The 15,303-nt window shown below is 40.2% G+C and carries 15 protein-coding genes and 5 pseudogenes; 12 read left to right on the top strand and 8 right to left on the bottom strand.

Going from position 1 to position 15,303, the window contains the following annotated elements; translation table 11 throughout:
• Positions 1-69: 69 nt before the first annotated feature.
• Together LQV63_RS02615 and LQV63_RS02620 are read left to right on the top strand one after the other, a co-directional pair.
• The gene (locus LQV63_RS02615; RefSeq protein WP_233695526.1) at positions 70-249 is read left to right on the top strand and encodes an NUDIX domain-containing protein; all 180 of its coding nucleotides are present in this window, start codon (positions 70-72) and stop codon (positions 247-249) included.
• A 152-nt stretch (positions 250-401) separates the two neighbouring features.
• Entirely contained in the window at positions 402-542 is a 141-nt protein-coding gene (locus tag LQV63_RS02620; RefSeq protein ID WP_233695527.1) for a hypothetical protein, read from the top strand.
• 693 nt (positions 543-1,235) lie between these two features.
• Here LQV63_RS02620 and LQV63_RS02625 read toward each other — a convergent pair.
• Positions 1,236-1,649 (bottom strand): type II toxin-antitoxin system HicB family antitoxin, encoded by a 414-nt coding sequence (locus tag LQV63_RS02625; RefSeq protein ID WP_233695528.1) that lies wholly within the window; start codon positions 1,647-1,649, stop codon positions 1,236-1,238.
• Positions 1,650-1,679: 30 nt separating this feature from the next.
• Entirely contained in the window at positions 1,680-1,940 is a 261-nt protein-coding gene (locus LQV63_RS02630) for a type II toxin-antitoxin system HicA family toxin (RefSeq protein WP_407672879.1), read from the bottom strand.
• A 22-nt stretch (positions 1,941-1,962) separates the two neighbouring features.
• On the opposite strand from LQV63_RS02630, the gene istA reads away from it, so the two are divergent.
• Entirely contained in the window at positions 1,963-3,234 is a 1,272-nt protein-coding gene (istA, locus tag LQV63_RS02635) for an IS21 family transposase (RefSeq protein ID WP_233695529.1), read from the top strand.
• Positions 3,231-3,986 carry an IS21-like element helper ATPase IstB gene (istB, locus tag LQV63_RS02640; RefSeq protein ID WP_233695530.1) on the top strand — a complete coding sequence of 252 codons (756 nt, stop codon included), beginning with the start codon at positions 3,231-3,233 and terminating at the stop codon, positions 3,984-3,986. Before istA ends, istB begins: the two co-directional genes overlap by 4 nt.
• On the opposite strand, the pseudogene LQV63_RS31270 reads toward istB, so the two are convergent.
• A pseudogene (locus LQV63_RS31270) lies at positions 3,962-4,171 on the bottom strand (GrpB family protein); the annotation flags it as partial. The gene istB and the pseudogene LQV63_RS31270 overlap by 25 nt on opposite strands.
• A gap of 256 nt (positions 4,172-4,427) precedes the next feature.
• Positions 4,428-4,799: an iron chaperone gene (locus tag LQV63_RS02650; RefSeq protein ID WP_019420364.1), complete on the bottom strand. Its 372-nt coding sequence runs from the start codon at positions 4,797-4,799 to the stop codon at positions 4,428-4,430.
• A 692-nt stretch (positions 4,800-5,491) separates the two neighbouring features.
• On the opposite strand from LQV63_RS02650, the gene LQV63_RS02655 reads away from it, so the two are divergent.
• Positions 5,492-5,965, top strand: a complete 474-nt coding sequence (locus LQV63_RS02655; protein ID WP_233695531.1) for an NUDIX hydrolase — start codon at positions 5,492-5,494, stop codon at positions 5,963-5,965.
• A gap of 436 nt (positions 5,966-6,401) precedes the next feature.
• Here LQV63_RS02655 and LQV63_RS02660 read toward each other — a convergent pair.
• Positions 6,402-7,173, bottom strand: a pseudogene (locus tag LQV63_RS02660) (IS110 family transposase); the annotation flags it as partial.
• A gap of 288 nt (positions 7,174-7,461) precedes the next feature.
• Here LQV63_RS02660 and LQV63_RS02665 point away from each other — a divergent pair.
• Positions 7,462-8,025 (top strand): uridine kinase family protein, encoded by a 564-nt coding sequence (locus tag LQV63_RS02665; protein ID WP_233695532.1) that lies wholly within the window; start codon positions 7,462-7,464, stop codon positions 8,023-8,025.
• Between the two features lie 301 nt (positions 8,026-8,326).
• Here the strand turns inward: LQV63_RS02665 and LQV63_RS02670 are convergent, their stop codons facing one another.
• Positions 8,327-9,235 (bottom strand): copper amine oxidase N-terminal domain-containing protein, encoded by a 909-nt coding sequence (locus tag LQV63_RS02670; protein ID WP_233695533.1) that lies wholly within the window; start codon positions 9,233-9,235, stop codon positions 8,327-8,329.
• 535 nt (positions 9,236-9,770) lie between these two features.
• Between LQV63_RS02670 and LQV63_RS02675 the strand changes: the two genes are divergently transcribed.
• The 3 genes and pseudogenes from LQV63_RS02675 to LQV63_RS32340 all read left to right on the top strand — a co-directional run.
• Complete coding sequence (locus LQV63_RS02675; RefSeq protein WP_233695534.1) at positions 9,771-10,139, top strand: GNAT family N-acetyltransferase; 369 nt, start codon at positions 9,771-9,773, stop codon at positions 10,137-10,139.
• Positions 10,140-10,294: 155 nt separating this feature from the next.
• A pseudogene (locus tag LQV63_RS02680) lies at positions 10,295-10,471 on the top strand (hypothetical protein); the annotation flags it as partial.
• Positions 10,438-10,566 (top strand): annotated as a pseudogene (locus tag LQV63_RS32340) (HTH-like domain-containing protein); the annotation flags it as partial. The pseudogenes LQV63_RS02680 and LQV63_RS32340, both read left to right, overlap by 34 nt.
• A 526-nt stretch (positions 10,567-11,092) precedes the next feature.
• Here the strand turns inward: LQV63_RS32340 and LQV63_RS02685 are convergent.
• Entirely contained in the window at positions 11,093-12,079 is a 987-nt protein-coding gene (locus tag LQV63_RS02685; protein ID WP_233695535.1) for an alpha/beta fold hydrolase, read from the bottom strand.
• A 1,083-nt stretch (positions 12,080-13,162) separates the two neighbouring features.
• Between LQV63_RS02685 and LQV63_RS02690 the strand changes: the two genes are divergently transcribed.
• From LQV63_RS02690 to LQV63_RS02700, 3 genes and pseudogenes are all read left to right on the top strand, one after another.
• Positions 13,163-13,453: a YolD-like family protein gene (locus tag LQV63_RS02690; protein ID WP_233695536.1), complete on the top strand. Its 291-nt coding sequence runs from the start codon at positions 13,163-13,165 to the stop codon at positions 13,451-13,453.
• Positions 13,454-13,603 (top strand): hypothetical protein, encoded by a 150-nt coding sequence (locus LQV63_RS02695; RefSeq protein ID WP_019419571.1) that lies wholly within the window; start codon positions 13,454-13,456, stop codon positions 13,601-13,603.
• 327 nt (positions 13,604-13,930) lie between these two features.
• Positions 13,931-14,182, top strand: a pseudogene (locus LQV63_RS02700) (GNAT family N-acetyltransferase); the annotation flags it as partial.
• A 104-nt stretch (positions 14,183-14,286) separates the two neighbouring features.
• Here LQV63_RS02700 and dat read toward each other — a convergent pair.
• Positions 14,287-15,162: a D-amino-acid transaminase gene (gene dat, locus LQV63_RS02705; RefSeq protein WP_233695567.1), complete on the bottom strand. Its 876-nt coding sequence runs from the start codon at positions 15,160-15,162 to the stop codon at positions 14,287-14,289.
• Positions 15,163-15,303: the final 141 nt, after the last annotated feature.

The following is a 15,303-nucleotide window of genomic DNA, read 5'->3' on the forward strand; positions in this document are numbered from 1 at the left end:
ATCAATATTTGAAAGGGCTTAGGTACTATGAATAGAAGAAGGTAGCAGAGAAATTTTAAAATATAAAACTTGGGGAGCATATGTGAAAAAGGCAACTTAAAAAAACATCCGCCTGGACGTATTGATCACAAAGAAAACATTCTCTATGCTGCTTGTAGGGAAGTAAAAGAAGAAACAGGATTGGATGTGAAAAACTTACTGGCACAACTGGTACATATAACTTTATTAGGAGTACAAATAATCAAGTAAGCGGCTCGGTCTCAGTCTAGCAGTCGCAAATGTTTATTACTTATCAAGCCGTCATTCCTGCGGATGCACGAAAGTTGAACGATGAAATATTCAGAAAAAGGAGTTATCTTCCGATATTTGTATGTGATTGCTTGTGAAGGGAGATAGGATAGATGAATCATCAATTCGATTACCGCATGGAAAAAGCGTTAACAGAAGCACTTGTCACTAAAATTGAGAAGAGTATATGGAAGCCTGCCAGTCGTAATAGTCAAGGTGAAATGGTGCTTCTTCCGAACCGTGGACTTGCCTGAACGGTGTGGATGGGTCTGTCAAGATTTTTGTGGCTATTGTTATTGTGGATCAGTTCACTGCAGAACCAATCGAGCCATCTCTGCCATATGGCGCGGCGGCTACAGTTCTACTTACCGGATTCTGTGCGCTGTTTATGAAACGTACCAAAGCAGTTGTCGATGAAACGACGATTCGGGTCCATACCATGTTCGGGATACAGAAGATTCAATTCTCGGACATACAGAAGATAACAGTCAGGAATTTTCCTGCGAGATTCATCCTGTATGGTCCCCATTCGGGTTACCGTGTGAAAATGCCCTCCGCATACACGGGAACCGGGGAATTCATTTCGCTGCTCTACAAAAAATCGGCTATGAAAAAAGTGTTCCTGCCATTGTTAATAGGGATATGAGAAAAGAGAGTTCAAGCGATAAGCCCACGCGCCGAATGCAGCCGCATGAACGGATTTTCTAGGAATTACATCGATTTCTTGAATAATAATTTATTCAGCAACCATTTTGCTAGTCAGGATAACCGTTTTATTATACAATCTGGATGAACGACCAATCAGTTTTAGGGGATGAATCACATTGGCCAGACTTCATAAGCAAATACGATTTGTACTGCCAAGGGAAATTAAGCAGCTAACATAACGATTGAATTAAGCACCTGCAGGGGTGCTTTTTTTGTTATCTATAAAAGAAAAAGACTCCTCATGAAGAGAAGTCTTTAACACCGAGTTTCTGCTTAAGTGCATCCTGCAGCGTCTGGGAGAAATTAATCCCTTCCTCTGCAGCTGCATCGTTCAGCCATTTCGGGATCGTGAGTGTTTTGTTCACGGCCTTATTGCAAATACGCTCGCGGACGAAATCTGTATTAGCTTGGATGAGAGACACAAATTCACCGGCTTCCAATTGGATAACGTCTGGTTTCGACGGCTGAGGAATATCATCGTTGTCATCTTCCATGAGGTAAAGGTGTCCACCAAGGGCATCCTTCGCCATGTATAGGGCTTCGTCGAGAGTGTCACCCTCGGTTACACAGCCCGGAAGGTCAGGAAATGTGACAGTGAAGCCGCCTTCGTCTGGCTCGCCGGGAGAGAATACAGCTGGGTAAATGTACTTCATATATGTTAACCTCCTTGGGAGAGGCAGGGCTTAAATTAGTCCCGCCTGCTCAAAGATACTTTTTATTGTCTTACGTTTAAGATTTTTCTTGGGGTGTGCAACAGTTACTTTACCCGATTTGGTTGGATGTTTGAAGTGCCAGTGGTCACCTTCTGTATTTTTATGTACACAACCATCTGCTTTTATTATCTTGATGATTTCTCTTGATGAGTATGCTTTATCAAGGTTGACCATATTGACATGTACAGAAATGCTTGAATAAGAATGTTCAGATTTGACGAGATGAACCATACTTGTCTCAAGGGAGATGAGTATGTATATCACGTTGAATGTTCAATCGAATATGGAAATCCGCAGTTTACTAGACTTACCAAAACTCAAGAGTCTCAATATGAAAATCAATAAAAGTCAGTTAGCTAGAGAACTGGGTGTGGATCGTCGAACCATTCAGAAATACCTAGATGGGTATACGAGAAGAAGATCACGAGACAAAGGCTCTAAGATTGATGAGTATTATGAAATCATTGCTGCACTTCTATCCACAGACAGCAAGCAAGTGTTTTACTACAAGCGAGTATTATGGCAATACCTTACGGACAACCATGGACTGCAATGTTCAGCGTCTGCATTCAGAGCTTACATTGCCCGTAAACCTGAATTTGAAGCCTACTTTAAGCATGGACAGCGAATGCCATCACCACAGGGAACGATTCGGTTCGAGACAGATCCAGGTGTGCAGGCCCAGTTAGACTGGAAAGAAAGCATTCCCTTTGAAACGAAGGACGGAGAGAAAGTTGAAGTGAATGTAGCTGTACTGCTGCTCTCGTATTCTCGGTTCAGGGTGTATCACATGAGCGTATCTAAATCACAAAGCGTGCTGCTATCTTTCTTAACGGAGGCCTTTGAAACCCTTGGTGGCGTGCCTCATGAGATTCTTACAGACAACATGAAGACCGTCATGGACGAAGCGAGAACGGAATATACCGGTGGTAAAGTGAATGCTAAGTTTGCCGGGTACGCAGCAGACTTTGGGTTTAAAGTTAGACCTTGTATCGCAGGGCGACCTCGTACTAAGGGCAAAGTAGAAGCTCAAATGAAAATCTTAGATGAGATCCATGCCTACCAAGGCCAGTTAAGCTTACCGGAGCTTCAAACCTACATTCAAACGCTATGTGATCGAGTAAACCAATCGTTCCATCAAGGAACGGGAAAAGTGCCAGTTCTAGCCCTGGAAAAGGAAAAGAACTCCTTACACCCGTTACCAGCGGAGCGTACAAGAAGTTCCTATCGCATACATCATAAGCTTGTAAAGATCAATGCATCGAACATGATCTCCTACCAATCCAGACAATACTCAGTTCCTGCTGGGTATCAAGGAAAAACGGTGGGAATACAAGTTTATGACAACCATTTATATGCTTATTATAACACGGAACTTTTGGTTCGCCATCCTATTGGTGAAGCAAAATTAAATGATACCGAGGAGCATTACAGAGAGAACTTAAGGCAGTCTATGCCAAGATATCCCGACATTGATGACTTAGCGAAAAAGAATCTTCAAGCGATTGGAGGTGCGTTTGAATGACTTTAACCTCCTACCAGCAAGCTGTTCGTAACTTAGAATACCTGAAACTGAAGCAGATGCAGGCACATTTAAATGAAGTGGTGGACTTTAGTATCCGCAACCAGATGCCATTCATGGACACACTTGTGAAGCTTACAAGCTATGAGATAGACGTGCGTGAGCAGAACATGATTCATGCCATGGTCAAGGTCGGTGCCTTTCCCCATCTTAAGGAACTCTCAGATTTTGACTTTAGCTTCCAGTCTTCCGTGAATAGAGAGCAAATACTGGACTTTATAAGCCTACGCTTTATTGAAGGCAACGAGAACATTGTGTTCTTAGGCCCAAGTGGGGTAGGGAAAACTCACTTAGCGACATCGATTGGGATTGCAGCAGCAAAGAAACGAACGAGCACCTACTTTATTAAGTGTCACGATCTGATCCAGAATCTTAAGCGTGCCATGTTAGAAAACCGACTAGAAGCAAGATTGAAGCATTATACGAAATACAAGCTGCTCATTATTGATGAGATAGGCTATCTTCCAATTGAGCCTGAAGATGCCAAACTATTCTTCCAGCCCATTGATATGCGCTATGAGAAGCGAAGCACCATCTTCACGACCAATGTTAACTTCATATCATGGGATGAAGTGTTTCGTGAGCCGAAACGGGCTAATGCTATTTTAGATCGGATTCTGCATCATGCAACTGTCGTTACTATTGTAGGTGAATCTTACCGGTTGAAGGATCATTTTGACCATGAGGACAAGTGATTTTGTACATACTTAAACAAGCGAAAGTGTACATGTTTACGTTGACATTTATACTCAGCGACCGCCTCTGAATTGGTACGTAAATAATTTCGAAATGCTATATGTTTAGCTAATTCTTCACTATCCTTATCACACACGTATAAATGGTGTTCAATCCAGTTTGTATTACTACCATCCCACGGAACTAATGTGTAAGAGGGTTCGGGATGAGCGAATTCATCAACTTCTTAAATTCCCTTCGGTCAGACATTTACCGTTGACGAATGCCACGTTTTTCTTTCTGCTGCACATTTGACTTTTGCCAAAAGAAAATAAAAAAGGGTAGCGATCGCCACCCTTAATAATCCGATTCCCGATAAATTTCATTTGCTTCGGGAACGCTTTTAAAATCAAATCCTAAAACCAAAGCAACCAAAAAAGTGGTTGCTTATACGCTCATAATTATTTCCGCCAAAAAGTTGAACAGTCTGCCTTATCCAAAATATTAAACTCGATCATTTTCTCAAGTAATGAGAAATCAACCGGACTATCCCACTGGATACGTACCAACTGCTTGGTGTGATCATAGCCAGCCTGCACAATTTCATCAGAAAAATGATTAATCCCTGCCGTTTCAGGGGCAACAGCCAAATGATGTTTGGCTACGCTAAAGCCAATAATAAATGTGCCGTGATCGGTAAACATAGGCTGATTCCACGCAATTTTTGGCATTAAATTTGGAAATTTCTTAGTTACCCAAGCCAAAACTTCTTCCGTTCGGGACCGATGTTGCGGGTTATCAATATGCGCTAAATATTCTGCAAAAACTTCCATGTTGTTCCCTCCTAAAATAAAAATTATGTCGTTCAGAGAAATTCCTCAAACCCAACTATTAAATAATGTACATGAACGTTAATGGAGATACTTTTAATTCAAATATAAAGTCTGGATTGTTAAAAGCTTTATCGCTCGTTTCCAGCAGCATTGGGGATATAAACATTTGTCATCACCTTTAACCATTTTATCAGTAGATAAACCTTATATGTTGTAGTAAGTTTTTCTATTGATAATCGAACGTATATTCGCACATGATAAGAACAATGTTCGATGTGAGGATGATGTCGATGGAAAAGAAGCGCGAACGGGTAGTAATGTTCGTTGACTTATCAAGACTATAATAAGAAGTAGTTAATAACGTATTTATCGTTATTAACTACTTCTTTTTTATTTGTTGAAGAATGATTAATAGAACTTTGAAATTAATGTAAATATAGTTTATTTAAGATAGGAGGTTGCTTTAGCGTAAATCTCTTTTGTAGAGCATGAAAAGATAAAGGAGTTACATAATGAGAGTTCAAGAAATTGTAATAGTGGAAAAGACGAATGAACAAAAGGTTAGATATATGTTGCTAGACCTGAATGACCAACCAATTATTTCTGTAATTCAATACCTAAAATACTTAGATGTCATTTAGTATTTAAAACGGTAAGAACCGTATATTTATTTGGGGATGGTGATACTACAAATGACACACGAACAGCCAAAACATACTGTTTCTGTTTCCGCTTTCGTTATGAACGAGAAAGGTGAGGTTTTATTACTAAGGACACATTGGCGTTCGGATACTTGGGAAATGCCAGGGGGTAATGTTGAGGTCGGCGAACCTTTAGATGTGGCTATTTATAGGGAGTTTCTAGAGGAGACTGGGATTGTAATCCGCCCTCTAGGTATTACGGGCGTGTATTATAATGCAACGAAGCATGTTTTATCAGTAGTTTTTAAGGCAGAGTATGTGAGTGGAGAAATAAAAATTCAACCAGAAGAAATTCAAGAAGCCAGATATGTTGAGTTAAACGAATCTAATATAGACCAATATATAACCCGCCCAAACCAAAAATCTCGTACACTAGATGCGATGAGTGCAAAATGTTTTATTCCGTATGAAACCTGGGAAGTAAGTCCAACATTTAACTTATTGTCTAGGCTATACAACGAATAATAATCTTGAGTTTGTTCAACTCCCTCGGTACGATTTAATTTTCTCACGAATGCTCGCTTATTCGCAGGATTTCACCCTTTCCAGAAATCCAGAAAGATAGTAAATGGAAGACCATAGAAGACCAGGATAACATGAAGGCGCGAGGAAATAGAGAGGGAGGTCGCAATCCCATATCCTTCCATATACTGCACGCATTCTCCACGCCGCCCCTGGAGGTTATCACTCCCATGTCTCAACGGGTCTATGCCCTCTCATTCCTTCGTTACACCTGTCCAAGGGGTGGAGGCCGGTCTAGCTAACGGTACGGGTCGGTGCCCTTTGGTTGAATACATCCAGTACTCTGTGCTTTCTTTTTGAAATCCCGCGAATAAGCCAAAATTCGTACGACGAAACGGTAGGATATTGCTTAAGCTGCTAGTTGAATTGGTATTATTTTATGAGGTTTGTAGGCATTCGTGGCTTGTTTAGAACCAACGGAACAGCTAGCAAGCGCGATGAGAGCACGAGCTTTTCGCTCACCAGAATGACGCTTCATCAGCGATTTCCACCCTTCAATGATGTCTTTAGGCTGTAGTTTACGAATTTCTTCGGGCGTAGGGAAAAGACGAAGGGTGGCCAACGAACCGGTGCACATCAGCTCTTAAAGACCTGACGCAGCTCCGGGAAAACAACGTCAACCCAACGATGGATTTGGTTTTTGGCACTAACGAGTCTCGTTACGACAGAGTCCCGATTTGAGAGAAAGACTCGAAGCTCTTCAAAGGCTTCGGGCGTGTACGAGTGAATGAGTAGTAGCCGTTCTTAACCATGTCGGCTATGACTAGCGCATCTTTCTTGTCGCTTTTGGATGGCGTATTGTCGCGGTTTTCTTTATTTTTCTTAACCAGGTGTGGATTAACAAGAACGACTTCAAACTGACGCTCGGAGAGCCACCTGGAGAGGTTGAGCCAGTAATGCCCGGTAGGTTCCATGCCAACAATGGCTGCCGTTAGTCCATGCGCGGCTTGCAGCGAAAGGATCCACTGGAGAAAGTTGTGAAAGCCTTCTTCATCATTTGAGAAGGATAGAGGATTACCGACAACAATTCCACGAAAGTTAACAGCACGTGCGACATGCATTTGCTGAGCGATGTCGATCCCGACGACCAGATGCTGAGCAGTAATTTTTTCAATGAGTTGATTTTGTTTGTCCTGCGATTTAAACTTCATAGTAGAGCGTCCTCCTGGATGATGGGATTTTAAGGGCTATGACCCGTTGCGTACTCCCATCGTACCGAGGCGCTTTTCTTTTTTCAAAGACGAAATTAGTCCATCTACAGGAATGCTAACGGGAAACGATAGTTGCATAAAATTTATTGTTGAGCAGGCTACCGCAGTCTGCTCATTTTTTTAAGCTAACGGACAGGATAATGGTGTAACAAGGATTTCCCTGCAGTTAGTGGAATATTATTCCTATGCTAAGGAAAGTTTCAAATACAAAAAGAGGAGCTGGCACAATTGAAACCTATTATTGTGGGAATTGCAGGCGGTTCTGGCAGCGGAAAGTCAACTTACTGCGATATTATAGCTAAAGAACTTAAAGATTATCAAGTAGATGTTGTCTCAACGGACGATTTCTATAAAAAGGATTTGCCAAAGATGATATCGCCTGTATCAAATGTGGAATATGACGATTTTAATCATCCAGATGCATTAGACTATAACAAATTAATGGAATACTTAAACAACTTACTGAGTGCTGAAATTCCTCCTGAAGTAGTTATCTTAGAAGGCATTTTCACACTTTACTTTGAAGAGTTAAGAAAAATGTTAGATGTAAAGATCTTTGTTGACCTTGATTTAGATGAACGCATGTATCGAAGGATAAGTAGAAATATGAAAAATTGGGGCGTGGGTTTTGAGGAAGTTGCAACATATTACCTAGATGCTGCAAAACATAGAGAAATAGAATTTGTACTGCGCACTAAAAATTTTGCAGATATAGTCATTCATGGTAACCACCTAGAGGGCATATCGAAAAATATTATCAGTTGTTGGATAAGTAGTATGATAAGAAAATGAGTCTTTCCTGAAAATTTGGGAGCCTTCGGTGATGCAACATGACTTAACGATGAAAAGCTTGATAGACCAGGCATTATCGCGGATGTTGTTTATGTAATAAACAATTATATTTATGCAAAAATTTAGTCACACTTCATTGATCTACGGACAGGTTGAAACAAACCAGGTAGGTTTTGAGGTTATACTTCAATCATCTATGTCCATCACAAGTTTCCTTATAGCTGTATAATGAACAGACAATAAGAAAAACCCTCGACTCTTACAGTCGGGGGCTGGCATGCTGACAGATGAAATATGTAATCTAGTCTTTACTTGCATCGATTCTTTTTTCTTCGTCGATTGGGACAATTACTTTGCCTTTATTGTTTTCCTCCAATCGGCCAAATTGCCCTAGTTCGGTCGACTTTCCCAATTTGTCGATCGTACCATAGTACGTGTAATCGGACATGACGGAATCAACGAAATAGACGGCTTCCCCTAGATCGGCTGGTTTGTTCCCTTTCTCGCGGTGTTCTATACCCGATTGAGGTTCATCCCCTTGCCATTTTACTTCTGCAAGTCCATCAGCATTAATTTCGACATAATTAACTAGCCCTTTATATTGTTGATAATAACGAAGAGTTTCTCCCTTAGGAAACGTATATTGGATTGAAAATCCTTCGCCCTGTGGTTGAAGAGCGTCCTTCCCGTATATGAGAGGAAGTCTAATGGCAATTTTGCGTGCCTCCGTCAAGTCTCCGCTCATCAATGTTTTGAATCGTTCTTGCTCTGAAGGGGTGCGAACCACGACTTTTTTGCCCTCTTTGTCATAACTAGCACTCCCTCCCAGATTCTCAGACAAGAAACGCAACGGCACAAAGGTACGGCCACCCTTAAAGGTTACTTGCGCATCAAGCTTTACTTTCTTCCCGTTCATAATTGCTTCCTGCGCCCCGCCACTTAATTGGATGCTCACTTTGTTGACCTTGTTTGTAATGTTGACCGTCTTCGAATTGGCATCATAGGTATAACTAAGCCGAGCCGGATCATCGAAGGCAGTCAACGGCACAAGTGTGCGCCCCTGCAACATTAGCACATCCTCCAGTTGCTTCCCATTCATATAGACGTTAAACGATGTTGCCGGTGCTGCGGCGAATATCGTTGTGGGCGCAACTACAAGAACCGACAGTAGAAATGCGGAAATAAGCAACGAATAACATTTTCTCACCATAGTTCCTCCATTCATATCTAATCTTTAACATCAATATATACGAATCAACATTTAGAGATGTTTCGCATCCCAGAGAAATCGTTCCTTTCTTTTTTTATCTAGGAACATTTGTGTCATAGAAAAAATGCACAACTGCAGGCCATTCTTTATCAAATCATTGGATATTATTTTTCAGCATGAAAGAAATAGTTGTAAGTTGAATCATCAACCTTAATACTTATCTTGTTCTCGCCTTTGACCGCGATGCATGAGATCCAGATAATATTAGGGTTGGTCGCAGATGGCCAGCCATCAATCGCCAGATCATTGATCTGTATTAGAGGATCGGTTGCAACGGGAACGCAGAAATCGATATTGATTAGCTCGCCAATGAATGTTTCAACCCGATCGTCAGTCGTTTAAAAATAGAAGTTTATTGTAGCAATTGCCCTCCTAATATTATTGGGGTAACGGGTAGGGAGGTTACAAATAAAGGAAATAAACTATAGAAGGCGAATACCATGTATTGATCCAGTTAAAAAGGAGTCGAAATCTTATGATTCGAGAAGATGAAATATCAGATAAAGATCAAATATTCGAGCTCTATAGAATGTTAGTACCAAATAGTAAGAAAATGAATGTTTTCGGAGCACAAATTGAGACTATTAGAAGGGATTCAAACAATTTTTTACTTGTATACGAGGAGTATGGACAAATATTAGGAACGGTTACATTAAACATATGTTTGCAGGCTTTGCATGGTTTTAGACCATATGGAGTGGTAGAGAATGTGATTGTTCATGAAAATCATAGGAACAGAAATATTGGACAAAAACTTCTACAATATGTTGAGGGGAGGCTAGAAACAGGGTCGATCGTGCCCCCCTGCCAACTTTACCAAATCAACACCCACATCACTCGCTAAAATAAAGTGAACACCGCCGACAACGCCACTACCGACCCTCACCACGGTTTTGGGTTGATCCATCAAGCGGAAGCAAAAAAATGGGCGATTGTGAATGTCACTTTTTGACCTGACAACATCACGTGTATCCAATGAAATGACCGGAAAAAGGCTACAAGACCAAAATAGGAAACCCATTCTCTACCTGCGCCATTCACGATATTTTAGATAATCCGATGTTCGTGGGCAAGATTCGCTATAACCAGTACGAAAACTGGGCTGAGAAGCGGCGTAAAGGGAAGACGGCGGTGTTAAGTATGCTGATGTTATTCTCAGAAATGATTTTAGTGTAAAAGAAATTGTAACTGCTTCTGGGATCAGCCCGTCTTACGCTACTGAAGTAAGTAAAGGAATAAAACTCTCCGAATATGTGGTTCCAAGAGACTAATCTCTTCGGAAAAGGAATATAATTATCAGAACAAGCCACCCTTTCCTATTTAAAGGGAAGAGTGGCTTTTCTATGGCCAAAAGAAAATAGAGGTACATATCGTATTTCTACTATCTCAGGAGGGTTCATCACTATACAGCTTGACAGCTCTCTCTCATTTTAACAATATTATTGATATCAATGATATTATTTTCCTAGGAGTTGAACCAAGTTGACTTATCAAATTGTACCAAGGAAATCCATGGACTTAAGAAATTGCTCTTCGATTGGCGATATCGCAATCTTTGTTTTCAAAACTACTAAAGGAGTAATTACCTTCCATTTTTGCAGAGTCAAAAACTCCCTTAGAACGGTATTTAAATACTCAAAATTTCGTCCTATTTATGATACGGTTCACCGTAACACAAATAGAGCGAAATTGAAGGACGCCTGATGGGGCGCCCTAAGACGGCAATGTAATAAACAAATTCCTGTTATGGCGGTATCCATTTTTATCCTTATGGAAAAGGTGCTTAGTCCATAATCCTTATACTATGCATCTTTTCAGTTTTGTTAAACAGAACTCATGAAACACATTTGGCTCTTCAAAGTTAGGCGAATGGGCTGAATGTTCAAACCAGATGACCTCCTTATGCGGGGCACTCAGCTGTTCCAAATATTCGACAGCAAGCTCAAATGGAACATTATAGTCCCGGCGGCCACAGCAAAAGAAAACTGGAACTTTTATCTCACGAACTTCCTGAAAGAGATTTACAGAGTTCACTTGTTCCTCCAGGTTTTTCAGAGAAAATGCAGCGCCTTTGGCAAAACTAATTAACCCTAACAGGCCAAGGTCGCGGGCGGTTATATTCTTGATGACCATACCGATTGCCGTTCCGTTCACTGTCTGACCGCCGAATTTTCCAAGCCATTTTCGCTGTATGCCGCCCGCTTTCAGATTTACATAAGGAGGTTCGCCTATGTGTTCCAATTCTCGGACAGCCTTTTTATTGCCGATACGCCTTGCTTCGTCTATTGTGAATTTATAGGACAGCAATTCTCCACGTGCCATATCTGCAACTTGTCCGATACCGACATACGCCCACAACAAATCAGGGCGTTTGGCCGCAAGATGCGCGCCGATGATGCTACCCCATGAATGGCCTACAAGAAACAGTTGTTTTTGCTTGAATCGCTTCAATAAGCTCTCCACAAGCTCCTCTGCGTCTAAAACGAACCGTTCAATCAGCATATCATCTTTTTTTATTTTGGATGAATACGACCTGCCTGCTCCTCGCTGATCCCAGTTTGCAACAATAAAGTCTTTTTCCAGCGTTTGTTGTGCTTTTCGGGAAAAAGCAATCTGCGCCGTACCGGGGCCACCGTGTAAAAACAGTATAATTGGATTGGAAGTGTTTTCTGACCTTAAAGCAATCCATTGTTGAGTGTCACCAATTTCGATTGCTTCAATAGTATCAATATGGCAGAGATTATTCTCTGAATCTCTATTAAGCTTGTTATCCTTTTTGTGCATTCTTTACTCCCTCCAGTTAATTCAATAATTATTCCCGTTAAGACGAACCGTATCACAAGTAGTGGTAAAGCGGAAAAATCGATTTCAAACCTTGTCAAAGATCCAGAGACATTCCCAACAATCCATAATTTACATTAGTGTATTCCCAAGTATCGGATGAATCTGAAAGTTGATAGTTATCTAAAGTGCTATAAGATGATCGTTTGATTAAGAAGCTGTTTCATTTACAGTTAAAGGGACACGTTGATATTTTCCCAGCGCCCCGTACTTCAATAATTTCCTCCACTTCATAATCTTCCTCTCCCGTACAAAAAGCGATTAGATTGATATATTTATTCTATTGCAGTATCTCGATCTAATTAACTGGCTTCGGATGGATACCTTCTCCGTCTGAGGAATGAGGTTTGTGTATTGGATGCGTTTATACAAGTAACACGAAAAGACACATCTCTTTGAGATGTGTCTGCAATCCAATTTATATCTATTCACGCTCTTTACTAAAAAAATTCGTACTATTTGTGATACGGTTCAGCGCGATTGATCTTCAACAATCCTGCCCTTTAGTTCAATAAAGAGGACGCTCCCACACCTTCGCTTGGGCTACGTCCTCCTCATTATATTCCATTTCCAATTACTAATTAAAGAACGTACGCGGGTAGCATGTAGTGCTTAAACAGGGGACTTATCTTAACCTAAGCACTAAGAAAATACTTTATTTTCTTTCTACATCAGGGCTGCCTTTCTTTTGTAGATCCACTTTCTATGACCCATTATCCGATCACTGACATGAATATTTATTTTTGTTTGGCACGTTCGGATTGACATCAGGTAGTTGGATGATCATCATAGGCTTGCTTGTTATAAGATTAAATGCTTCTTAGCAAAAGAGCACCCCGATCTTCCTGCTTTTTTGACCATCTTTTGTAAGGGGCAGATTATACAGAAATCTAGGTGTAATTTTATTTATGTCTTTTCTAGGAAGAAAATTTTTAAGATTACACAATCGACAATCCACATAAAAATTGAAGGCCATTACAAATGAGTTAGAAGTTACAGGGCAATGGGCTATGGGAGTCATCGCGTATGATGCTCCCCGAACATAAGGAAACCATTATACAACATAGATATGAGTTTGGACGCCGTAGCCGGCCAACTATCGACGAGCAGGAATTAGAACGAATATTTTACATGCTTGCCCAATCAATGGAATGGCAGGAATGCGTCACATTGGATATGTTCGATCCATTTGAACGCTGCGAATTGATAGGAATGGTTATAGATATTGACAAGCTTGGGAAACGTATCAAGTTATTGCTCGATGGTGAAAAGCAGTGGGTGAAGGTCGAGGATATTATTAAGGTGGTCACTATATGAATGGTTGGAGAAAACCGCAGTATTCACCGCAAGCAGCGTATTAACCTATTACAAAATATGAGAGGAGGGGATGGTCTGAAAAAGTTACGTATCGTTGCTCAGTACATTAAAAACGAACGGGAGCTAAAAAAGAAAGGAAAATCGACATGAACCCAATAGAGTAATAAGCACCTATATGATGCGTTAGTTAAAGCCCCGGAGTAATCCGAGGCCCAAGCAAAATCAAGCTATTATTCGATTCAACACACGCCCTGTTCCTTAACTCATTCGTGACCATATTTGTACCTGAACTAACCCGAAATTATCGTATTCAAAATAAATAAGTTCTTGTTTTTACATGGGCTTTCCGAGCTTATCCGAACTATAAATTTTTATTGTATAATAAAGCCATCTCAAATAATGAAGGGACTGAACTATGCGCAGATATCAATATTTTTAACCCGACTTTAAAAGCATAACATAATGGAGGTAAAAGTATTGATTACAGAATTACACACAGAAAGATTATTTTTAAGACAATTGAAAGTGTCTGATTCGTCTAGCTTGTTTAAAATTTGGTCTGATCCAGATGTTACTAGGTTCATGAATATTAGTTGTTTCACGGGTGAAGATCAAGCAATAAATATGATCAAACTTCTTGATGAACTTGCTCAGGATAACAAAGCTGCTCGTTTCGCTATAATTGAATCAGAATCCAATGAAATTATTGGTTCTTGTGGTTATAGAACCGAATAAGAAAAGAGCCATGAACATGATAATCGATGATGCTAAAGATGTACCACGTGATTTACTTCTTTAGTTGGTGAAATACCAGCTTCTCTTTCCTTATGCATTCAATTTGTTGCTTTTAAAGGTGCAATACTTTCCTCATAAGCAGCTTGTAGTTTCTTCGTAACTGGGCCGCTTTCTCCATTACCAAATTGCTCATCTCCAATGTGAATAACTGGGAATATTTCAAGGGGCGTCGCCGTAAAGAAGCATTCATCCGCCTCATATACTTCTTGTAATGGAAACTCTCTCTCTTCTACTTCAATATGTAGAGCTTGTGCTAACGAAATAACATGATGACGAGTAATTCCATGTAAAATAAAGTGATCGGCTGGGTGCGTAATCACTTTATTATTTTTTACAATAAAGAAATTGGAATGGCACCCTTCTGTTACAATTCCATCTCGAACTAATATTGCTTCTTGGTATCCTTCTTCACTAATTTTATTTTTAATCATAATATTCGGAAGTAGATTTAAGGATTTTATATGGCAAAATTTCCAGCGGATGTCCTCTTCCACAGTTGCTTTTATTCCCTCTTTCATAGCGGTAGTCGGTCTTGGAAACGGTACAATGTTTGCAAAATAGGTTGGTTTCAGATTCGATTCGTATACATGATTTCGTGGCTGAGCACCTCTTGATATTTGCATATATACATTTCCATCTTCTAGAAAATGATTTTTTTCAATTAATTGCTGAAGCTGTCCAATCAATTCCTCCTTGGTAAAAGGCGGATTAAGATGAATTTCCTTCATAGATGTAAAAAATCTTTCTAAATGTAAATCTAGCAAGTGCGGTTTCCCATTATATAAACGAAACACTTCATAGATTCCATCACCAAATTGCAAGCCCCGTTCTTCTAATGCAACCATCGGCTGCTCTTCCTTTATATTCACAATTCTCCCATTAAACAAAATCCAATCTTCATGCGTACCTTTCACCATTTTTCGCTCCTTTACGAATTATTAATTTCACTTTACAACTTATCTGTGCGTAATGCCAACTTAGAAGGTAGTGCAGAGGAATTAAAATCTGGAATGTATTGCTGACTCTGAAAAGCTTAGAGCCAACATCGTAATTAT

The sequence above is a fragment of the Paenibacillus profundus genome, from assembly GCF_021369635.1.
GTDB lineage: Bacteria > Bacillota > Bacilli > Paenibacillales > Paenibacillaceae > Paenibacillus_B > Paenibacillus_B profundus.